This is a genomic window from Streptomyces sp. NPDC005374 (assembly GCF_042872225.1).
Lineage (GTDB): Bacteria > Actinomycetota > Actinomycetes > Streptomycetales > Streptomycetaceae > Streptomyces.
In genome coordinates this window covers 1-21,133 of the sequence record NZ_JBIAKA010000035.1, presented here as the reverse complement: position 1 = coordinate 21,133, position 21,133 = coordinate 1, and the positions used below count along the sequence as shown (strand labels likewise).

Sequence of the window (21,133 nt, the reverse complement as noted above, 5' to 3'; positions counted from 1 at the left end):
CACAGCACATGAGCAGGAGGCACCCCACCGTGGCGGCAGACGAGATCCGAGGCACTGCACAGGGCACCGCCCCCGTACCCCTCTCGGTACTGGACCTGGTCACCGTCGGCGCAGGCCGCACGGCCACCGACGCCCTGCGCACCAGCGTCGCCATCGCCAAGCTCACGGAGTCCCGCGGCTACCACCGCTACTGGGTCGCCGAGCACCACTCCATGCCGGGTGTGGCGTCCTCGTCGCCCGCGGTGATCCTCGCCCACCTCGCCGCCCACACCACCCGCATCCGGCTCGGCTCGGGCGGCGTCATGCTCCCCAACCACGCCCCGCTGGTGATCGCGGAACAGTTCGGCACCCTGGAGGCGATGGCCCCGGGCCGTATCGACCTGGGCCTCGGCCGCGCTCCCGGCACGGACGGCGCCACCGCCGCGGCCCTGCGCCGCACGGACCGGCTCAACGAGGGCGCCGACGACTTCCCCGAGCAGCTCGCCGAGCTCACCCGCTTCCTGGACGACGACTTCCCCGACGGCCACCCCTACCGCCGTATCCACGCGGTACCCGGCCCGGTCCAGGCGACCTCGCCCGGCGGTGTCCAGTCCCCGCACCGCCCGCCGCTCTGGCTGCTCGGCTCCTCCGGGTTCAGCGCCCGGCTGGCCGGCACCCTCGGGCTGCCGTTCGCCTTCGCGCACCACTTCTCGGCGCAGAACACCGTCCCGGCCCTGGACCTCTACCGGGAGTCCTTCCGGCCCTCCGCGGTCCTCGACGAGCCGTACGCCCTCATCGGCGTCTCCGCCCTCGCCACGGACGACGAGAAGGAGGCCCGCCGCCAGGTCCGCGCCGCCTCCCTCAACATGATCCGGCTGCGCACCGGCCGCCCCGGTCTGGTCCCCACCCCCGAGGAGGCCGAGGCGTACGAGTTCAGCCCCATGGAGGAGGAGTTCGCCACCTCCTGGAACGCCAACGTCATCCACGGCACCGCCGACGAGGTCCGCTCCGGCCTCGACGACCTCCACAAGCGCACCGGCGCCGACGAGCTGATGCTCACGGCCCACGCCCACAGCGGCGACGTACGCCTGCGTTCCTACGAACTCGTCGCGGACACCTACGGGTTGCCCACCGCGTAGGTCGGGGTCTCCATCAGCCCGGAGATACGATCCGGCGACACCGGCCGCGAGTACAGCCAGCCCTGGCCGGTGTCGCAGCCGATCCGGCGCAGGCGGGTGGCCTGGGCCGAGGTCTCCACGCACTCCGCGGTGACGGTGAGGCCGAGGCGGTGGGCGAGCTGGATCATCGCCTCGACGACGACCTCGTCGGCCGGGTTGGGAGCGACGCCCTCACCCTCGTACTGGAATCCGCGCACGAAGGAACCGTCCAGTTTCAGGACGGAGACCGGCAGCCGGCTGAGGTAGGCGAGGTTCGAGTAGCCGGTGCCGAAGTCGTCGATCGCGATGCCGACGCCCATGTCGCTCAGCGCCTGGAGGGCCTGGAGCGGGCGGCCCGCCGAGCCCATCACCGCCGACTCGGTGAGTTCGAGCTGGAGCAGGTGCGGGGCCAGACCGGTCTCCGCCAGCGTCTTCGCCACGTCCGCGACCAGGTCGGAGTCCCAGACCTGGCGGACCGCCACGTTGACGCTGACGAAGATCGGCGGCTCGTCGGGGTGGTCGAGCTGCCACTGCCGGGCCTGGCGGCAGGCGGTGACCAGGATCCAGCGGCCGAGCGGGACGATCGAACCGTCCTCCTCGGCCAGTGCGATGAACCGATTCGGCGTCAGCATCCCGAACTGCGGGTGGTTCCAGCGCACCAGCGCCTCGACCCCGCGCAGCCGGCCGTCCTCCATGCCCACCAGCGGCTGGTACTCCAACTGGAACTCGCCGCGCTCGATGGCCGGGCGGAGCGTGGAGGCGAGGGCCTGACGGGTCACGCGGTGGGCGTTGCGCTCGGGGTCGAAGAGCGTCCAGCGGTCCCGGCCATCCGCCTTGGCCCAGTACAGCGTGGTGTCGGCGGCCTGCATCAGACCCGTCGCCGAGGTGCCCTCCGCCTGTCGCTCGACGACCCCGATCGACGCCGACACCGACATCCGGTGACCGGAGACGTCGAAGGGCGCCTGGATCGCCTTCAGCAGTGACTCGGCGAGGTCGGCGAGCTGTTCCGTGCCCGTGGAGTCCTCGACGAGCAGGGCGAACTCGTCGCCGCCCAGCCTCGCCACCAGGGGAGTGGTCCCCCGGCCGCGCCCCGCCTCGTTGGCGCAGCGCGTCAGGCGCTCGGCGACGGCGGCCAGCAGCCGGTCGCCGACCCGGTGGCCGAGGGTGTCGTTGACGGCCTGGAAACCGTCGAGGTCCAGATAGCACAGCCCGATCCGGCCGGTGCCGCCCTGTTCGTACGACTCCGCCTCCAGGGCGGCCGTCAGCCGCTCGAAGAACAGGGTGCGGTTGGGCAGCCGGGTCACCGGGTCGTGCATCTGCAAGTGCCGCAGCCGCGCCTGGAGTTCACGCCGGGCGGTGATGTCGGCGACGGACAGCAGCACACCGGGGGAGCCCTCGGGGCCCTCGGCCAGCGGCGCGACCGTGATCTGCGCCCACAGTGAGTGTCCGTCGGGATGCTTGAGCCGGCGCTTGCAGCGCAGCTTCGCCTGCCGGCCGCGCAGCACCTCGCGGTAGGCGTGCCAGGTGCGGGCGTCCGAGGCCAGGTCCACCAGATCGGCGGCGACCGCCCCGGCAAGCTCCTCCGGCACGGCGCCGAGCAGCTCGCCGAAGGCCGGGTTGGCGTCGACGACCGTGCCCTCGCGGTTCACCACCGCCATGGCCAGCGGCGCTGCCGCGAAAGCCGCGCGATGCGCGGGGTGCTCGGTACGAGCAGATGTCGTGATGTCACTCTCTGTTACGGCTGACCCGTCGAGGTCTGTCGCGGGCGCCGGCCCTTCGGACGTTCCGTTCACCGCTAGCTCCCGCAGTGCACTCGATCGCTGTCCGCGCAGGAAAGTGTGCCGATCATAGAGGTTGCCCCCAGGCCCTTCCAGCCATTGCCCAGTCTCGACGACCGGCAACCCCTTCTGGCAGATCGTTTCTGCCCGCAGCTGGACGGGTTCTTCGGCCCCGAGACCGCTTGTGACGTTCCGTGAGCGATTCGGGGGTGTCGGCCGGTTCACGAGGTCACGCCAACTCACTCATCCGGTGCAGATAAACAGGGCGTATTACCGCAAACAAACACAAGCTGGGTGCGGTGTCCCGCGAACCGCTCCCGGAGGTCACGTTGCCGCGCCCGTTTCCGCGCACCCTTCCGCGCCCCCGACTGCGCAGCACGGCGGCCGTGTTCACCACGATGGCGGCCCTCGCCGCCACCTCCCTCGTCACCGGCCCCTCGGTCGCCGAACCCTTCTCCTCGGCGCCCTGCACCCTGGAACGCACGGAGGCCCACCACTCCGAGGGCGTGGACACCTGGAACGCCGCCTATCCGCGCCCGGCCCGCTCCCTCGACGCGGTGATGGTCTTCCTCTCCTTCCCGGACGCCCTGCCGATGACGAGCCCCGCCGAGCTGACCGCCGATCACTTCCCGGCCACCACCCACTTCTTCGAACGCGCCTCCTACGGCCGCTTCACCCTGCGCCCGCACCCGCTGCGGCACTGGATCCGGATGCCGCGCCCGTCGACGGCGTACGCCATACAGCGCGACTGGAGGCCCGCCGACCGGGCCGCCTACCTGCGCGACGCCCTCGCCGCGGCCGACGGGCAGGTCGACTTCTCGCGCTACGACGTCGTCTACTTCGTCGCCGACCCGGACGCCCCCGGCGTCGACTCGGACGCCACGAAGGTCGTCAACCTGGACGTCCCGCTGCGCGCCGACGGCACGGACATCCGGCGGGTCGTCACGGTCTTCGAGAAACACCCGCCGGACCGACTCGTCCTGGCCCACGAGACCGGGCACGTCTTCGACCTGCCGGACCTCTACCACCGGCCCATGGACGGCAAGGGGGACTGGGACACCTACGTCGGCGACTGGGACCTGATGGGCAGCCAGTTCGGCCTCGCCCCCGATCTGTTCGCCTGGCACAAGTGGAAGCTGGGCTGGCTGGAGCGGCGGCAGGTGGCGTGCGTACGGGGACCGGGGCCGACGCGGCTGACCCTGGAAGCGCTGGAGACCGGTCCCGGCAGCGCCGGGATCTTCGGGCCCGGGCACGGCACCAAGCTCGCGGTCCTGCGCACCGGGGCCGACAGCGCGCTCGCCTTCGAGGCACGCGGGGCGATCGGCAACGACACGGCGGTCTGCCGGCAGGGCGTACTCGTCTACCGCGTCCACAGCGGCGCCGCGTCCGGCGGCGGCCCCGTCCAGGTCATCGACGCCCACCCCCGCACGGAGGCCTGCTGGGAGAACTCCGTCTACCCACCCCTCGCGGACGCCCCCGTCGGCACGGGCGAGACCTTCACGGTGCCGGGGGACGGAACACGGCTGAAGGTGACAGGCCGAACCGCCTCGGGCACGTGGAACGTGGAGATCACGCCCCGATAACCGACGGACACGCGAAGGACCTGCCCGTGTCTGTGCGCCGCCAGGGACTCGAACCCCGGACCCGCTGATGCTGTGTCTTCCCGGGGGCAACCCCCGGACCCCCGGCCGCCTGTGTCGGGCCCGCGGCTTGTTCGGGTGTGTGGGAGTGGTTGGCGGCAATGTCGAAGGCCCCCCGTGTGTACGGAGGGCCTTCGGTGTCTGTGCGCCGCCAGGGACTCGAACCCCGGACCCGCTGATTAAGAGTCAGCTGCTCTAACCAACTGAGCTAGCGGCGCCTGCTGACGTCGTAGACCTTAGCATCCTGATCGGCTGGGGGAAAAATCGATATCCGCACCGACGTGCGCGCCGCCCGCACGGCCGCCCAGACCAGGATTTCCGGTCCCGGCAGCCATGGGTGACGGGTGTCGGGGGCGACCAGCCAGCGGGACGTCAGCGCGGACTTCGCGGCGCCCAGCGGGGGCGGGACGGTCACCGCGTCGCCGGTGCCATGGCACAGCAGCGGCGGGATCGCGCCCGTACGTCCGAACTCCTCCCACCGCAGCAGGGACGGCAGTCGCTGTGCCGTCCCCGGTGCCGCGAACAGCAGCATCCGGCCCCTGAGTGCCGCCACCGGTCCCGAGCCCGGCCCCTCGTCCCACAGCCGGTCGACCATCCCTCGCCCGAAGACCGCGGGGGCGCTGACCACGTCGAAGGCGGTACCGCAGGGCAGCACCACCGGGGCCGTGGGCCGCTCCTCCCAGAACGCCAGGGTGCTGCGCGGATACGGTCCTGCCGAGGCGAGCCAGGCGGCCCCGTCCGCGGTGACGCCCGAGACGTCGAAGCGGTGGGAGGACGGTTCGTCGCGTGTGCTCATGCCGCCTACATTTACCGGGCGTGAGCAAGCGGTCTCCGAGGGTTGCGGGAAACCGGGACAGGGTGGGGTGGAGGGGAGTATCTTGCCCGCCTGGCATATGCCAAGGATTTTTGACGAACGTCACGGCGACGGCAGCTCACACCGGATCGGCGTGCCCCGCTCCGCCCTCCGCGCCGCGCAGCAGATCCCGGCCGAACTCGACCATCTTCTTCGCGTAGTCCTCGGTCCACTCGGCACGCTCGGCGATGTCCGCCGTCGTCAGCCGGTCGAAACGCCTGGGATCGGCCAGCTGGGCCGCCGCCATCGCCTGGAACTCCACGGCACGGTCGGCCGCCGCACGGAACGCGTGCGCCAGCTCAGTCGACCGGGCCAGCAGCGCGCGGGGGTCGTCGATCGACTCCAGGTCGAAGAAGTGCTCCGGATCGTCTTCCACTTGCGTGGGCTCGAACAGCAGGGGCGCGGGGCGTAGCCGCGGTTCGTTCCGACGCGGCGTGGGCTCCGCCATGTCTTCATCCTCCTCGTACGTCGTCCGTACCGACAGCCCGCCTGCGGCCGGGCCACCGTCCATTGTCCCGCGTCCGTGCAAGAGGGCCGGACGCCTCCGGTACCAAGGCCTACGGCCCCCACGGTGTTCCCGCCGACGGGTGTCGTTCACGGTCGCCACTGCACCCGGTGTTCGGACAGCCGTGCCAGTACCGCGTGGTTCGCCTCCCAGCCGTCCGGGCTGTGTTCATCGGCCGCCCCGGGCGGCGGACCGGACTCCGTCCGGCGAAGGCGCGGGTGTCGTTCACGGTCGCCACTGCACCCGGTGTTCGGACAGCCGTGCCAGTACCGCGTGGTTCGCCTCCCAGCCGTCAGGGAACTTCACCAGGGTTCCCAGCTGGACTGGTTCCGTCGAGGGGTAGTCGTCCAGCAGGTCGCTCACCCCGGCCCGGCAGACCACGATGCACGCGTGGCGGTGGCGGGAGGCCAGGACGCACAGGCGGCCCGTCTCCAGGTGGAAGGCGGTGGCGTCGGGGCGGCCGGAGAGGGGGTGGAGGACCACCGTGACGTCGTACTCGCGGCCCTGGAGGCGGTTCGCCGTGTCGACGGTGACGTCGGTGACGCCCAGGTCGGCGAGCGCCGCGCGGACGGCCGACGCCTGGTCCCGGTGGGCCGTGCCGACGGCGATCCGGTCGGCCGTCAGGGGAGCCGGGTCCGGCGAGCGCTCCGACGTGGCCGCCCCGCCCCGGTCCAGCAGCCGCCGTACGACGGCCGCCACCGCCCGTACCGCCTCCGGGTCCGTGCGGGGAGTGTGCCGCGCGGGCAGCTCCAGCAGGCCCCAGCCCGACTCGGCCGCCGCGTCGATCACCCGGTCGGGACCCGAGCCGTCCGAGGGGACGGCGAAGGCGAGCCGGCGGTCGTCGTGGCCGGTGCCGCTGCGGAAGGGCGTGTACGGGTAGAACGCGTCGGAGACGAGAGGCGCGGCGGAGGCCGGGAGCCGCCAGGACACCGGCAGGCGGTGCTGGGGCAGCTGCGGGTTGTGCGCCAGCAGGGTCGTCACCGCCGAGGCCGACGGGTCGTACGACAGCCCCGCCCACTGCTCGCTGCCCACGATCGCGAACGGGTCCAACTGCCCCGGGTCGCCCACGAACAGCGCCCGCTCGAACAGCCCCGCCACGGCCAGCAGCGAGTCCGAGCGCATCTGGTACGCCTCGTCCACGATCGCGTGCGCCCACGGCTCGTCGACCTTCACATGCCCCCACTTGGCGGCCGTGGAGATCACCACGGGCAGCCCGGCCAGGTCGCCGGCCTTCGCCGACTTGCGGACCTGGGGCAGGTCGTCCAGTGCCTTGTCGTACGGGTCGGCGTCACTGCTGTGCAGCCGGCCGACGGGGAGCTCCGGGTTCTTCTCCGCGAGCCTGACGACGAGGTCGTCGACCTGGGCGTTGGTCTGCGCGACGACCATCAACGGGCGCCCGGCGTCGGCCAGTTCGAGCGCCGCCCGGACCACGAGCGTGGACTTCCCGGCGCCGGGCGGGGAGTCCACGACGACACCGCGGTCGGTGCCGTGCAGGGTGTCCTGGAGGATCGCGTCGGTGGCCCGCGTGGCCTCGGCGCCGGGGTCGAAGGTCCGGGCGGTCACAGGACGTCCTCCGTGGTCAGGGGATCGGCGGCCTCCGGTACGGCCTCACCGGGCGGGCCTCCGTGCGTCCACGGCGTGGCCTCCGGGTCGGGCAGCTTCGCGCCGCCGCGCTGCTCGTGTTCGAAGAGCGTGAAGCACACCCGGTCGCCCTTCTCGGGGACGGATCCGGTCTCCGGCTCCTTGCCGCGGCCCATCTTGTCGAGGACCTTGAGGACGATCAGGGCGCCGTCCTCCTCGTACCCCACGAACTCGGCGGACTGCGGCTTCCCGCCCAGCGAGCGGTACACCTTCGCCCGCTCGCCCAGATGTGGCCGGTCGTCGGTCCGCACGGTGACCAGCGGGCGCGGGCTCGGCCGCTTGCCCTCGCTGTACGTCATCACGACGTCCGTGACCTCCCCGGCGAACGCCTCCCCGGCCAGCCGCCGCCCCGCCATCACCAGCGGGTCGTCGAGTGCCTCCTGCGCCTCCAGGCGGGCCTGTTCGCGCTCACGCGAGGCGAGCTTGTTGGCGGCGGTGACCGCGTCGTCGCGGCGCGGCTGCGGGGGCTCACCGGCGGTGACGCGGTCCCGGTGGCTGGTGAACGACCAGCGGTCGCGCGTCCACCGCTCCTCGGCGTGGGCCCCCTCGGGCAACGCCCGCAGCAGGTCGAGGCCCCGCCACACCGCGTCCCACGTCGGGCGGGTGCTGCTTGCGACCAGGGCGCGGATCTCCCGCTCGGCGGCGGTGAGCGCACCGAGCCGGTCGTCGGCCTCCAGCGCGTCCTCGGCGGCGGCCAGGGCGGTACGCGCGCCGTTGTAGCGCTCCAGCGCGGGGGCGAGCAGCTTGTTGTCGAACGCCGGGTCGGTGGCGGGCCCCGCGGGCGGGTGCAGGAGCTGGCCGCGGCCGTCACGGGCGAGCTCGGCCTCCAGCGCGGCCTCGCCGCCCGCGCGGCCCTCGGGCGGGTCGATCCACGCGAGCAGGGCGCCCAGGTGCTGGTCCTCCAGAGTGGACTGGCCAGTGGACCAGTGCCGGGCCAGTACGTCCGTCATCGCCAACAGCAGCGAGGAGCCCGGCACCCGGGCCCGCTCCCCGAAGTGGGTCAGCCACCGACCCAGCAACGGCACCCGGGGCGGGGCGGGATACGGAGTCTCTGGGTCCTGCTCCGCCGTCCGCCGGAAACGCATGGACCGCCCGAGCAGCCGTACGAAATCGACGCCCGCGCGGCTCGGCAGGATCAGCTGCGGGGCGTCCGCGCACAGCTCGACCTCGACCTTGACCCGCTTGCCGGTCTCCGGATCGGTCTCGTTGCGCTCGGCGGCCTCCACGGCGTCCGCGTATTCGTCGATGTACGGAAGGACGACATCCGCCAGCTCGGCCAGGAACGCGAACCTGAGGTCCCGGTCGCGCGGCTGCGGTACGACCAGGAGGTGCGGCGCGTCCCGGTCGGTACCGACGAGTGCGCCGAGCGGGGCGCCCGCCTCGCCCGCGGTGGTGAGCGGGACCAGGACGAGGGGGTGGTCCGAGAGGTGCCGGTGGCGGACGGTGGCGGCGGGCTGGGCGCGGCCGGTGCTGACGGCTTCCAGCCGGGCGAGCGTGGCGATCAGTGACACGGGGGCTCCTGGAGACGCGGGGCGAAGCGCGGGCTTCGCGCGTGTGCGGCGCTGCGCGGCGGCGCCGGGACCGCCGTCACCACGCGGCCCCTCCGGCCGTGACGGGCGCCGGGACCTGCGGCCGGTGGCCCTCCAGTGCTTCGGCACGCAGCTGCGCGGCCCTCCGCAGAGCCGCCACCGCCGGGTCGTCCGGGTCCCCTGCCTCGCCCCGGGCCGCCGCGAGGACGTCCTCCACCGTCGCCAGGCCGCCCAGCTCCGCGCGCACCGAGCGGCCCAGGGAGGTCACCGCTCCGGCCTCGCGGGAGCGGGTCCGGCAGTGGAAGGCGAGTTCGCACGCGGACAGGCACTCGGGGGCGTAGGTCGCCGGGACCGACTCGACCGCGGCGGTCAGTTCGGCGGGAGGCAGGTCGGGGGCGAAGCAGGTGCCCTCGGGGAGGGCGTCGGCGATGTCCTCGATGCGGGTGAGGCGGGTCAGCTGGCGGGCGGTGACCGCGCGCTGCTTGCGGATGTCGACGGCCGAGGCGGTGGGGAGGTTGGAGAAGTCCTTGGGGCAGACCAGGAGGACCCGGTGGCGGACCTTCGGCACCGACTCCATACGGGCCGCGACCTCCTCCAGCGCCAGGACGTACACCGCGGCCTGGCGGGCGGCCGCGCCCACCTTCGACGGGTCCGCCGAACCGTCCAGCATCGGGAAGGACTTGATCTCCACGACGGTCCAGGTGCCGTCCGGGTGCACGACCACGGCGTCCGGCTCCAGGTAGGCGGGGGAGCCGGCGACGTCCAGGGCGAGCATGGGGTGGTCGAGCAGCGTCCACCCCTGGGTGCCGGTGGCTTCGCGCAGGGCGAGGGCCGTACGCGCGGTACGGCCCTCGGGGCCGATCGCGGTGAGGTCGGGAACCTGGGCGTCGGTGGGCGGTTCCGCGCTCCGGTCCAGCCGTTCGTGCACCAGCCGCAGCAGCTCCGCGCCGCCGTCCGCCTTGACCTTCGCCTCGAAGGCGTTGCCCCGCGTCAGGGCGAACTGCGACTGCCCGAAGGCCGACGGCGATCCCAGCGCGCTCGCCAGTGCCGTCTTGTCCACTCCGGCGCCGTCGAGGATCGCGCGCCGTCTGCACCCGGGGTTCGAGGCGAGGGCCGCGAGGGCGCGCGCGTCCAGTGCCTTGGCCGGTACCTCGGGCCCGCGCAGCTCAGCGAGCCGCTGCCGGAGCGCCGTCCCCCGCGTCCGCGGGAGAGGGACTCGGCTCGGCTCCGTCTGGGAACCGTGACTCGCGCTGCCGTGGAATGTGCTCACCCGCGGAAGTCTGGCATCCGCCACTGACAATTGAGGGCTCTGTGCCACGGGAGGCGACGGGGACGGGGGATATCCGGGCCCGGACGCCCGCGGCGGCCCGGCCCGCGGCCCGGGTGACGTACGGGGCGAGCAGGAACCCGAGACCCATCACGACCGCGCCCGCTACCGCGTCCAGGAAGTAGTGGTTGGCGGTGCCCATGACCACGATCGTGGTGATCAGCGGGTAGGCGACGGCCGCGACCTTCGTCGTGCGCGTCCTGCCGTACCGCCACAGCATCACACCGCACCACAGGGCCCAGCCCACGTGCAGGCTCGGCATGGCCGCGTACTGGTTCGTCATGTCGCCCATGCCCCGGGGGGCGCTCGCCTCGCCGCCCCACCAGCCGTACGAGCTGTACTGGGCCATCGTGTCGACGAAGCCGTGGCCCGCCGAGAGGAGGCGGGGCGGGCAGGTGGGCAGCAGGGTGAAGCCGATCAGACCCATGAAGGTGGACGTCATCAGCCAGGTGCGGGCCGCGCGGTAGCGCACCGCGTGCGAGCGGAAGAGCCAGATCAGGACGGCGGGCGTGACCAGGTAGTGCAGCGAGGCGTACCAGAAGTCGGCCGGAACGCCGATCCAGGACTCGCTGGTGAACAGCCGGTTCAGGGGATGTTCGGCGTTGATGTGCAGGAACTTCTCGATCCTCAGGATCGCCAGGCCGTGGTCGACGGCACCGGTGACATCGTTCGGGGCGAGGAGCCGGCCCGCGCTGTAGCAGGCGTACACCAGCACGATCAGAGGCAGCTCGGTCCACCAGCGCAGCCGCGTCTCCGGGGCTGCCTCGGTGCCTGGTGTCTCGGTCTGCGGCATCCGATCCTTTCCCCCTTCGTGTTGCGCGGCGTCCGACTGTCCTTGTTCGGTCGTGCCACTTTACGGCGTGTGCGCGGGCCCTCGGGGATTGCCCCCGCACAGCGCCTTCGGCCCTCAAAGACGCAGAGATCGCCCGCCGGGTTGCCCTCCGACAGGGTGCGGGATGATGGAGGGGTTCGCCTCCGCTTTCCCCCGGAAAGGTCTCTTCATGGCACCGCGCGTTCTGCTGGCCCGGCACGGACAGACCGAATGGTCGCTGTCCGGCAAGCACACGGGCAGGACCGACGTGCCGCTTCTGGAGGAGGGCCGACGGGGGGCCAAGCTGCTCGGGGAGCGGCTGCACCGGGCGCCGTACGACGGGCTTCCCGGGGTGGAGATCCGCACGAGCCCCCTCGCACGCGCGCGTGAGACGTGCGAGCTCGCCGGGTTCGGGGAGCGGGCGGCCGACTGGGACACGCTCATGGAGTGGGACTACGGCGCCTACGAGGGCCTGACGCCGGACGAGATCCAGGCGGTGCGCCCGGGCTGGCTGATCTGGCGCGACGGCGTCCCTGAGGGGGAGTCCCTGACGGAGGTCGCCTCGCGCGCGGACGAGGTCGTCGCGTGGGCACGGTCGGCCGACCGGGATGTGCTGGTGTTCGCCCACGGGCACATTCTGCGGTCCATCGGGGCGCGGTGGCTGGGGCTGCCGATCGATTTCGCGGCGCGGGTGCGGCTGAATCCGACGTCCTTGTCCGTGCTGGGTTGGGCATACGGCGAGCCGGCTCTCGAGAGCTGGAACGACCTGGGGCACCTGGGCTCGTAGCCGGACACGGCCCCGTCGTGGCCGATCGCGCAGTTCCTCGCGCCCCTGGGTGGGTGCGGCGGCCTGGGGCGGTTGTCGGCTGCGGGCCGGTGGGGGCTGGTCGCGCAGTTCCCCGCGCCCCTGGGTGGGTGCGGCTGGGCGGGTCTTGTCTGTACCGGTCCGAGGCGGCTGGTTGCGCAGTTCCCCGCGCCCCTGGGTGGGTGCGGCTGGGCGGGTCTTGTCTGTACCGGTCCGAGGTGGCTGGTTGCGCAGTTCCTCGCGCCACTGGGTGGTATCGCCGGGCGCGGCTTCGCTGCACCGGCCTGGGGGCGCGGGGAACTGCGCGACCAGCCACGACGTACCCGCACTCGCGCCCGCACGCCTCCCCGTCACGCTGTTCGCGGTAGGGATGCGTGGCGTTCCAGGAATGCCGACACTCCCGACGCCCGCCGATGCGGGAGCAGCACCCTCGCGGTTCCGGCCAGCATCGTCTGGATGCGGGAGGACTGAACCTGGCCCAACAGCTCCAGCACCCGCAGGCCCGCCGCCGAGGCCTCGTCGGGGTGGCCGCCGCGGGCCAGGTCGTCGGCCAGTTCGGCCGTGTACAGCGCGATGTTGCGGGTGAAGTGCGGGTCCTGGAGTTCGGCCGCCCGGTGCGCGTGCCGGGCGGCCCGGCGCCAGTCGCCCAGGGTGGACCAGCACTGCGCCTCCAGGCCCTCCAGCTCGGCCTCGCCGTAGAAACTCATCCACTCGGGGTCCGAGTCGCAGGGACCCCGCTCGAAGAGGGCCTGCGCGCGGGCGAGGGCCTGCTCGCACCCTGTGCGGTCGGCGAGCCCCGCCCAGCCGCCCGCCTCGCGCAGCGCGAGCAGCGACATCAGGCGGGCGGAACCCAGAGGCCGGGCGACCCGCTGCGCGGCCTGCGCGGCCCGTACCGCCTCACGCGGCCGTCCCGCGTCGCGCGCGAGGAACGCCGTGTTGCAGAAGGCGTGCGCCTCCAGGGCGTCGTCACCGGTCACCCGGGCCGTCGCGAGCGCCTCCGCGTAGTGCGAGCGGGCGTCGTCGAACCGACCCGAGTCGTGGGCCAGCCAGCCCACCGAGATGGCGAGTTCACCGGCGCCCGCGTGCAGCCGGTCGGCGGTGGTCTGCCGGGTCGCTCCCGCGTCCAGCAGCGCGTAGGCGGCCCGCAACGGAGTCGCCGCGCGCCGGTACAGGCCGTCCGCGCCGTGCCGGTCGTCGAGCAACCGGATCCTGCGTACGGCCTCTTCCAGGGCGCCCGCCTGACTCGCCCCGGCCCGGCGGACCGGTCCGGCGTCGGTGGCGAGCCCGAAGGGGCCCAGCGAGGCGGCGGCCACCGTGGCGCCCCCACCGGTCATGAATGCGCGACGCAGCACGTCGCTCTCCTCGTAGTCGTCGTACGTCTCGTCGGGGTCCTGCGTGTCCTGCGTGTCATACGGCTCGTGGGCCCCGTGCGTCTCATCCGCGTCCGTCGCATCCGTGCGCGTCCGCCGCCCGCGTACGGATGCGCGGGGCGCGAAGCCCAGGTCGGTGAGCGTGCGGCCGGGGAACATGTGCAGGAACACCCGTTCGTACGCGTAGTTGGGGCAGCGGATCTCGCCCGCCTCGACGCGGCCCACATAGCGCGCGTCGCAGCTGACCCGCTCGCCGATCTCGCGCGCGGACCGTCGTACCGCCGCGGCGAACTCGGCCGGCGAGCGCTGGCCGCGCAGGCGCCGGAACGCGAGGTTCGGTCGCGGTGGCATGGGGGACTGGGACGGGGTCACCATTGACGACGCCATGGCCGGGTCCTCTCGTGCGAACCGTCGAACCATGCCGGGGGTGAGGCGAGTTGACTGGTTTGTCAGTGTGACGCCCTGTTTCCGGCGGGCAAGAACGTACCCGCTGTGTCCGGGTCGCCACGCGGGGTTTGGCTACAAACCGGATATCTCATCCGGGATCTGCCATGAACTGCCATCCTTTGCGGCGGACTTCCGCCGTAGCCGTTGACGCGGGCGCGCGTTGAACTCCACGGAGTCTGACGAGGGTTCCTGGGTGGAGGCCGCAATGGAGATCAGCCCGAGCGTCGATCCCTGTGCGCAGGTGTCCTGTGACGTGGTCACGGTGCCGACGCGACACGGCCTGGAGGCCGTCGACATCCTGCGGCGGGGGGTGGGCGAGGTGGTGGGGCCGGTGCTGCACGACGACGGGGCCAAGACGCTGGGGTTCCTGGTGCCACCGGGGACGGCGGCGGCGTGGGACGTCCCCGGGAGCACCTGCACGGAGACCAACGGGCGCGGGCTGCGGCTGACCCCGGAGCCGGAGCCGCCGGTCGAGGGGGCGGACTGGCTGCTGCCGCCGGGGGACGCCGACCTCGCGACGGATCCCGCGGTGCTGCGGGCGGCGCTGGACGAAGCGGCGAGGTTGATCGAGGCCGCCGACAACTGCCGGTGACGGCACTCGTCGGGCCCCGCCTGTCACGGCGCCCGATAATGGCCCCATGGGCAAGTCCAGGAGTTCCCGGCGTGGCAACGCCGCCGCCGAAGCCGTCGTAGAACCAGTGGACGGCGGCCTCGCCGAGCTCATCCCTGATCGGGAGCGCACGCGCGCGTGGACGCTTCTCATCGACGGGGCACCGCAGTCGCATGTGGACCTGGACGACCCGTCCCACCTCTCCTTCGAGTACCAGCGCCGGCTCGGTCATGTCATCGACCTCGTCGCGCCGGCCGGCAAGCCCGTGCACGCCGTGCACCTCGGCGGAGGCGCCCTCACCCTCGCCCGCTACCTCGCCGCCACCCGTCCCCGCTCCACCCAGCAGGTCGTCGAGCGCGACGCCGCTCTCGTCCAACTGGTCCGCCAGAAGCTGCCGTTGGAGCCGACCGCGCGGATACGGGTGCGGTCGGCCGACGCCCGGGACGGCCTCGCCAAGGTGGCCGACGGCTGGGCCGACATCGTGATCGCCGATGTGTTCAGCGGCGCCCGCACCCCCGCGCACCTCACCTCCACCGAGTTCCTCGACGAGGTCCGAAGGACGCTGCGGCCGGGCGGTCTCTACGCCGCCAACCTCGCCGACGGGCCGCCGCTGGCCCATCTGCGCGGCCAGATCGCCACAGCCGCCGCCCGTTTCCCCGAACTCGCCCTCGTGGCCGACCCGACCGTCCTGCGCGGCAAGCGCTTCGGCAACGCCGTCCTGGTCGCCGCCGACACCCCGCTGCCGCTCGCGGAACTGACCCGCCGCGCCGCGTCCGACCCGCACCCGGGCCGTGTCGAACACGGCAAGGGACTCCTCGACTTCACCGGAGGTGCCGTACCGGTGACGGACGCGTCGGCGGTCGCGTCGCCGGCGCCGCCGCCCTCGGTGTTCCGCTGACTCGGCAGGCCGCTCAGTAGGTCCCGATCTCCACCCTCGGCGGCCCGTCGTGCCAGGTGCAGAAGACCGACACCCGGTCCGCGCCCGAGGTGAACTCCACCCGGATCCACGACTCCGTCTTCCACACCTGCATCGACCAGCCCGTGCCCGGGGTCGCGGACACCAGCGTCGCCGACGTGTCACCGAGGTCGAAGACCGCGCGGCCGCCGTCCGTGTCGTAGCCCTTGACCCGACCGGAGGGGGTCGGAGTGGGCGAAACGCTCTTCGGCGGAGCAGGGCTCGCGGACGTGGCGCTCGGCGTCGGTGACGGGCTCGTCGACGGGGCCGCCCGCTTCGTCGGGGTCGGTGACGCCAGCGGCTTCGACTGCTGGGTGGTCGCGTCGGCCGCGGTGATGGGCAGGGCGCGCGGGGGGTCGTAGGCCGTGCCCGCCATGACCGTGTGGACACCCCACCACGACAGCGTGACCGCCGCGCCCGTGGCGAGCAGCCAGGCCAGTACGTGTACGAGTCCTCTGCGCATCGTCCGTCATACTGCCTCACGCGCCTCACGGTTCGCACATGGACCGAGTTGTCCACAGGCACCGGATCCGTGTCCCCCGCATGGCGTACGGTGCGGCGCATGGCAAGTGTGCTCGTGGTCGAGGACGACCAGTTCGTCCGCTCGGCGCTCATCCGGCACCTGACCGACGCGGCACACACCGTGCGCAGTGTCGGGACGGCACTGGAGGCGCTGCGCGAGGTCGCCCACTTCCGTTTCGACGTGGTGATCCTGGACCTCGGTCTGCCCGACCTCGACGGGTCCGAGGCCCTGAAGATGCTGCGCGGGATCACCGACGTCCCGGTGATCATCGCGACCGCGCGGGACGACGAGACGGAGATCGTCCGGCTGTTGAACGCGGGGGCGGACGACTACCTCACCAAGCCCTTCTCGGTCGAGCACCTCTCCGCCCGCATGGCCGCCGTCCTGCGACGCTCCCGGGCCGCCGGCGGTGACGCCCCGCCGGAGACCGTGCTGCGGGTCGGCGGACTCAGCGTCGACCCGCTGCGCCGTCAGGCCGAGCTGGACGGAGCCCGGCTCGATCTCACCCGCCGCGAGTTCGACCTGCTCGCCTTCCTGGCCGCCCGCCCCGGAGTGGTCGTTCCCCGCAGGGAACTCCTCGCCGAGGTCTGGCAGCAGTCCTACGGCGACGACCAGACGATCGACGTCCATCTGTCGTGGCTGCGGCGGAAGTTGGGCGAGACGGCCGCGCGGCCCCGCTATCTGCACACCCTGCGCGGCGTCGGCGTGAAGCTGGAACCACCGGGCGGGGGGCTGCCGCTGTGAGATGGGCTCTCGTCAGGGTCTGCCTGGCGGTCACCACCATGGTCGTGGTCGCCTTCGCGATCCCGCTCGGCCTCGTCATCCGGGAGATGGCCCGGGACCGCGCGTTCTCCAACGCCGAGCGGGAGGCCGCCGCGGTCGCCCCGGCCCTGTCCATCACCACCGACCGCGACCAGCTGGAGCGGGTCGTCGCCTCCGCGGGCTCGGACTCCGGGATGGCCGTCCACATACCGGCGAGCCACGGACAACGGGCGGTCGACCTCGGACGGCGACGTGCCGCCGGCGAGGACATCGCGACCGTGCGGAAGCTGGGCCGCGCCTCCACCGCCGAGGTGCCCGGTGGCTCCACCCTGCTCCAGCCGGTCGCGCTCAGCTCCGGCGCGATAGCCGTCGTCGAGGTCTACGTCCCCGAGTCCGAGGTGAGCAACGGCGTCGCGACCGCGTGGGCGGTCCTCGCGGGCGTCGGTATCGCCCTCGTCGTCGGCTCGGTCGCGGTCGCCGACCGGCTGGGCGTACGGATGGTGCGGCCCGCGCGGAAACTCGTCGAGGGCGCCCACGAGCTGGGGGAGGGGAAGCTGGGATCGAGGGTCCCGGAAGAGGGCCCCACCGAACTGCGGCTCGCGGCGGTCGCGTTCAACTCGATGGCCGACCAGGTCGTACAACTGCTCGCCAACGAGCGGGAGCTGGCCGCCGATCTGTCCCACCGGCTGCGTACGCCGCTGACCGTGCTGCGGCTCAACGCGGCCTCGCTCGGGGACGGTCCGGCCGCCGAGCAGACCCGGGCCGCGGTCGCGCAGTTGGAGCGCGAGGTCGACACCATCATCCGTACCGCCCGGGAGGCCAAGCCGCAGACCGCGGCCGCCGGGCCCGGCGCCGGGTGCGACGCGGCCGAGGTGGTCCGGGAGCGGATGGGGTTCTGGTCGGCGCTCGCCGAGGACGAGGGCCGCAAGTGGCGGGTCGCCGGCACCGAGCGTCCGGTGCGCATACCCGTGGCCCGGGCCGACCTGGCGGCCGCGCTGGACGCCCTGCTCGGCAACGTCTTCCGGCACACCCCGGAGGGCACCGCCTTCGCGGTCGACGTGCACAACGGCGAGGACGCGGTGATCGTGCTCGTCTCCGACGCGGGTTCCGGGATCCGTGACCCCGAGGCCGCGATGGCACGCGGGCGCGGGTCGGGCAGCGCCGGGTCGACCGGGCTCGGACTCGACATCGTGCGCAGGCTCGCCGAGTCCACCGGCGGGGACGTGCGCATCGGGTCGTCGGTGCTGGGCGGCACCGAGGTGCGGATCTGGATCCAGCTGGAGGGGCGGGAACCGGAGCGCAGGGGGCACCGGGTGCGCAGACGCCGAACGGGCAAATTGGTCTCGACCTTTAACCGGTCCCGATCCCTCCCTTAAGCGCGCCCTAAGATCCTCAACCCCCGCCCTGATCAGGTGATTTGCCCGATTCCGGATCGCTAGCGTGCCGCGTCATGAGCATCCATCGACGCAGAGTGAACGCCAGGAACAAGGTGATCGGCGGGGTGGTCGCCGCCGCCGTGGTGGGGACCGGAGCGGTCCTGCTGAGCGGCACCGCCCAGGCGGCCGGGATCGGCGCCGCCTACACGAAGACCAGTGACTGGTCGACCGGCTACACGGCCCAGTACGTCGTGACGAACAACAGCACGGCGGTGGACAAGGCCTGGAAACTGGAGTTCGACCTGCCCGCGGGCGCGCGGCTGAGCTCGCTGTGGAACGCCGAGTCGGCCGTCAGTGGGCAGCACGTCACCGTGACCCCCGCGAAGTGGGACACGGACGGGCTGGCGCCCGGCAAGTCGGTCACCGTCGGCTTCGTCGTCAACGGCACCGCGGACCCGACCGGCTGTCTCGTCGACGGCGCGCGGTGCTCCACCGACGACACCGCGACCCCCGAGCCGAGCGGCCGCCCGACCGGGCCCGCGACCCCGACGGCCACACCCACCCGGAGCGCGACGCCGACCCCTACGGCCGATCCCACCATCACCCCCACCAAGGGCACCGGCACCACCGCCGGCTTCGCCCCCTACGTCGACACCTCCCTCTACCCGGCCTTCGACCTCCTCGCGACCGCCGCGGCCACCGGGGTGAAGGACTACACCCTCGCCTTCGTCACCGACGGCGGCGGCTGCACTCCCAAGTGGGGCGGAGTGAGCGACCTCGGGAGCGACGCCGTGGCCGGGCAGATCGGCGCGCTGCGGGCGAAGGGCGGTGACGTCCGGGTCTCCTTCGGCGGCGCCTCCGGCTCCGAGCTGGCCACGACCTGCTCCTCGGTGGACGCGCTGGCGGCGGCGTACGGCAAGGTCGTGGACGCGTACGGCCTCACCAAGGTCGACTTCGATGTGGAGGGCGGCGCGCTGCCCGACACGGCCGCCAACGCGCGCCGCGCCCAGGCGATCGTCAGGATCCAGCGGGACCACCCGGGCCTGGACGTCTCCTTCACCCTGCCCGTCATGCCCGAGGGCCTGACCCAGGACGGGGTGAACCTGCTCTCCAACGCAAAGTCCGACGGCGTGCGGATCGACACGGTCAACATCATGGCGATGGACTACGGGGCCTCGTACAGCGGTGACATGGGTGGTTACGCCGAGCAGGCCGCCACCGCCACCCAGGGGCAGGTCAAGAGCGTCCTCGGGCTGTCGGACAGCGCCGCCTGGAAGGCGGTCGCCGTCACTCCGATGATCGGGGTCAACGACGTGGCCTCCGAGGTCTTCAAGGTCGACGACGCCGCCCAGCTGGTCTCCTTCGCCAAGGCGAAGGGTCTCGGCTGGCTGTCGATGTGGTCGGCGACCAGGGACAGGCAGTGCCCCGGCGGGGCGAAGCCCTCCGCCGACGCGACCTGCAGTTCGATCGTCCAGGGCGAGTCCGCCTTCGCGAAGGCCTTCGTGGCGTACAACTGAACCTGTCGTTCGTGAAGCTCCTGTGTAACCGTGAGGCAGGGATGTCGGTCACGTTTCGACAAATCGGGCCAGTAGCTATTGACGCATGACCGGACATACGGCTGTCATAGCGCCACCGTGTTCGGTCAAGTTGATTTCTGGTCGATTAAGACCGGTCTTCGAAACCCTCCATGACCGGACCCCTGCCTTCAGGAGCCGTCCATGCCAGATCTCTCGTCGTCCCTCCCGTCGCCCAGCCGCCGTGGTGTGCTCAAAGGGGTGGGCGGTGCCGCCCTGCTCGGCGCCGGCATCCCCCTGCTGAGCGCCTGCGGCGACAGCGGAAGCTCCTCGGACCCCAAGACCGTCACCCTGGGTTCGAACCAGTCCGACGCCGTGCCGAAGAAGGCCTACGGTGAGATCTACACGGCCTTCACGAAGCAGTCCGGGATCAAGGTCAAGGTCAACACCAAGGACCACAACACCTTCCAGGAGCAGATCAACTCCTACCTCCAGGGCACGCCGGACGACGTGTTCAACTGGTTCGCGGGCTACCGCATGCAGTTCTTCGCGGCCAAGGGCCTCGCCTCGCCGATCGACGACGTGTGGGACAAGATCGGGGGCAACTTCCCCGACGCGATGAAGAAGCTCAGCAAGGGCGCGGACGGCAAGTACTACTTCGTGCCGCTGGTCACGTACCCGTGGGCGATCTTCTACCGCAAGAGCGTCTTCGCCCAGCACGGCTACGAGGTCCCCACCACGTGGGACGCCTTCGTCGCGCTCTGCAAGACGATGAAGAAGGACGGCCTGGTCCCGATCGCGTTCGGCGACAAGGACGCCTGGCCGGCGATGGGCACCTTCGACCAGCTCAACTTCCGCACCAACGGCTACGACTTCCACGTCGACCTGATGGCGGGCAAGGCCTCCTGGACGGACCCCAAGGTCAAAACCGTCTTCGACCACTGGGCCGAGATCCTGCCCTACCACCAGGACGGCTTCATGGGCCGCACCTGGCAGGACGCCGCCCAGACCCTGGTGGCCAAGAAGGCCGGCATGTACGTGCTGGGCACCTTCGTGGCGCAGCAGTTCACCAACAAGGCCGACCTGGACGACCTCGACTTCTTCGCCTTCCCGGAGATCAACTCCGCCTACGGGCAGGACACCGTCGAGGCGCCGGCTGACGGCTTCATGCTCAGCAAGTCGCCGAAGAACAAGGCGGGCGCCGCCAAGCTCCTGGAGTACCTGGGCACCCCGGCGGCCGAGCAGATCTACCTGAAGTCGGACACCAGTGTGGTCGCCGCCTCGAACAAGGCCGACACCTCCTCGTACACTCCGCTGCAGAAGAAGGCGTACGAGATGATCACGGGTGCCAAGAGCCTGACCCAGTTCATGGACCGCGACTCGCGCCCGGACTTCACCTCGACGGTGATGCAGCCCTCGCTGCAGAAGTTCCTCCAGAACCCCAAGGGCGTCGACAGCCTGCTGTCCTCGATCGAACGCCAGAAGAAGACGATCTTCGCATCCTCATGAGCTCCGAGACCCCCACGAAGACCCCGGAGGCGGCCGCTGTGC

At 72.1% G+C, this 21,133-nt stretch carries 18 protein-coding genes and 1 tRNA gene; 9 read left to right on the top strand and 10 right to left on the bottom strand.

All coding sequences use genetic code 11. The features are described from left to right. Positions 1 to 8 precede the first annotated feature (8 nt). Complete coding sequence (locus ACFYRX_RS46035; RefSeq protein ID WP_389113325.1) at positions 9 to 1,118, top strand: LLM class flavin-dependent oxidoreductase; 1,110 nt, start codon at positions 9 to 11, stop codon at positions 1,116 to 1,118. Here ACFYRX_RS46035 and ACFYRX_RS46030 read toward each other — a convergent pair. Then, entirely contained in the window at positions 1,097 to 2,929 is a 1,833-nt protein-coding gene (locus ACFYRX_RS46030; protein WP_389113324.1) for a putative bifunctional diguanylate cyclase/phosphodiesterase, read from the bottom strand. The genes ACFYRX_RS46035 and ACFYRX_RS46030 overlap by 22 nt on opposite strands. A 284-nt stretch (positions 2,930 to 3,213) precedes the next feature. Here ACFYRX_RS46030 and ACFYRX_RS46025 point away from each other — a divergent pair, with 284 nt between their 5' ends. Continuing rightward, a complete protein-coding gene (locus ACFYRX_RS46025) occupies positions 3,214 to 4,497 on the top strand; it encodes a M6 family metalloprotease domain-containing protein (RefSeq protein WP_389113322.1) in 1,284 nt (427 codons plus the stop codon). 201 nt (positions 4,498 to 4,698) lie between these two features. On the opposite strand, the gene ACFYRX_RS46020 is transcribed toward ACFYRX_RS46025, so the two are convergent. The 7 genes from ACFYRX_RS46020 to ACFYRX_RS45990 all read right to left on the bottom strand — a co-directional run bounded on the left by ACFYRX_RS46020 (position 4,699) and on the right by ACFYRX_RS45990 (position 11,202). Next, positions 4,699 to 4,772, bottom strand: a tRNA-Lys gene (locus ACFYRX_RS46020). Beyond that, complete coding sequence (locus ACFYRX_RS46015) at positions 4,763 to 5,350, bottom strand: bifunctional DNA primase/polymerase (RefSeq protein ID WP_389113320.1); 588 nt, start codon at positions 5,348 to 5,350, stop codon at positions 4,763 to 4,765. The genes ACFYRX_RS46020 and ACFYRX_RS46015 overlap by 10 nt, the downstream gene beginning before the upstream one ends. 136 nt (positions 5,351 to 5,486) lie before the next feature. Next, positions 5,487 to 5,855, bottom strand: coding sequence for a hypothetical protein (locus ACFYRX_RS46010; protein WP_389113318.1), 369 nt, complete (start codon positions 5,853 to 5,855; stop codon positions 5,487 to 5,489). A 282-nt stretch (positions 5,856 to 6,137) separates the two neighbouring features. Next, positions 6,138 to 7,475, bottom strand: coding sequence for an AAA domain-containing protein (locus ACFYRX_RS46005; RefSeq protein ID WP_389113316.1), 1,338 nt, complete (start codon positions 7,473 to 7,475; stop codon positions 6,138 to 6,140). Beyond that, a complete protein-coding gene (locus ACFYRX_RS46000; RefSeq protein ID WP_389113314.1) occupies positions 7,472 to 9,064 on the bottom strand; it encodes a hypothetical protein in 1,593 nt (530 codons plus the stop codon). Before ACFYRX_RS46000 ends, ACFYRX_RS46005 begins: the two co-directional genes overlap by 4 nt. 76 nt (positions 9,065 to 9,140) lie before the next feature. Continuing rightward, positions 9,141 to 10,352 carry a hypothetical protein gene (locus ACFYRX_RS45995; protein ID WP_389113312.1) on the bottom strand — a complete coding sequence of 404 codons (1,212 nt, stop codon included), beginning with the start codon at positions 10,350 to 10,352 and terminating at the stop codon, positions 9,141 to 9,143. After that, positions 10,249 to 11,202 carry a phosphatase PAP2 family protein gene (locus ACFYRX_RS45990; RefSeq protein WP_389113311.1) on the bottom strand — a complete coding sequence of 318 codons (954 nt, stop codon included), beginning with the start codon at positions 11,200 to 11,202 and terminating at the stop codon, positions 10,249 to 10,251. The genes ACFYRX_RS45995 and ACFYRX_RS45990 overlap by 104 nt, the downstream gene beginning before the upstream one ends. Before the next feature lie 208 nt (positions 11,203 to 11,410). On the opposite strand from ACFYRX_RS45990, the gene ACFYRX_RS45985 reads away from it, so the two are divergent. Further along, positions 11,411 to 12,007, top strand: coding sequence for a histidine phosphatase family protein (locus ACFYRX_RS45985; protein ID WP_389113310.1), 597 nt, complete (start codon positions 11,411 to 11,413; stop codon positions 12,005 to 12,007). 368 nt (positions 12,008 to 12,375) lie between these two features. Here ACFYRX_RS45985 and ACFYRX_RS45980 read toward each other — a convergent pair whose 3' ends face one another. Next, complete coding sequence (locus ACFYRX_RS45980; RefSeq protein ID WP_389113308.1) at positions 12,376 to 13,782, bottom strand: tetratricopeptide repeat protein; 1,407 nt, start codon at positions 13,780 to 13,782, stop codon at positions 12,376 to 12,378. Between the two features lie 265 nt (positions 13,783 to 14,047). Between ACFYRX_RS45980 and ACFYRX_RS45975 the strand changes: the two genes are divergently transcribed. Both ACFYRX_RS45975 and ACFYRX_RS45970 read left to right on the top strand, forming a co-directional pair. Further along, positions 14,048 to 14,434, top strand: coding sequence for a hypothetical protein (locus ACFYRX_RS45975; protein WP_389113307.1), 387 nt, complete (start codon positions 14,048 to 14,050; stop codon positions 14,432 to 14,434). 46 nt (positions 14,435 to 14,480) lie between these two features. Continuing rightward, positions 14,481 to 15,350, top strand: a complete 870-nt coding sequence (locus tag ACFYRX_RS45970) for a spermidine synthase (protein WP_389113305.1) — start codon at positions 14,481 to 14,483, stop codon at positions 15,348 to 15,350. Between the two features lie 13 nt (positions 15,351 to 15,363). Here the strand turns inward: ACFYRX_RS45970 and ACFYRX_RS45965 are convergent, their stop codons facing one another. After that, positions 15,364 to 15,870, bottom strand: coding sequence for a hypothetical protein (locus tag ACFYRX_RS45965; protein ID WP_389113304.1), 507 nt, complete (start codon positions 15,868 to 15,870; stop codon positions 15,364 to 15,366). A 99-nt stretch (positions 15,871 to 15,969) separates the two neighbouring features. Here ACFYRX_RS45965 and ACFYRX_RS45960 point away from each other — a divergent pair, with 99 nt between their 5' ends. From ACFYRX_RS45960 to ACFYRX_RS45945, 4 genes are all read left to right on the top strand, one after another. After that, positions 15,970 to 16,674 carry a response regulator transcription factor gene (locus ACFYRX_RS45960; RefSeq protein ID WP_389113302.1) on the top strand — a complete coding sequence of 235 codons (705 nt, stop codon included), beginning with the start codon at positions 15,970 to 15,972 and terminating at the stop codon, positions 16,672 to 16,674. Continuing rightward, positions 16,671 to 18,068 carry a sensor histidine kinase gene (locus ACFYRX_RS45955; RefSeq protein ID WP_389113300.1) on the top strand — a complete coding sequence of 466 codons (1,398 nt, stop codon included), beginning with the start codon at positions 16,671 to 16,673 and terminating at the stop codon, positions 18,066 to 18,068. Before ACFYRX_RS45960 ends, ACFYRX_RS45955 begins: the two co-directional genes overlap by 4 nt. A gap of 74 nt (positions 18,069 to 18,142) precedes the next feature. Beyond that, complete coding sequence (locus ACFYRX_RS45950; protein WP_389113298.1) at positions 18,143 to 19,585, top strand: cellulose binding domain-containing protein; 1,443 nt, start codon at positions 18,143 to 18,145, stop codon at positions 19,583 to 19,585. 201 nt (positions 19,586 to 19,786) lie between these two features. After that, positions 19,787 to 21,091: an ABC transporter substrate-binding protein gene (locus tag ACFYRX_RS45945; protein WP_389113296.1), complete on the top strand. Its 1,305-nt coding sequence runs from the start codon at positions 19,787 to 19,789 to the stop codon at positions 21,089 to 21,091. Positions 21,092 to 21,133: the final 42 nt, after the last annotated feature.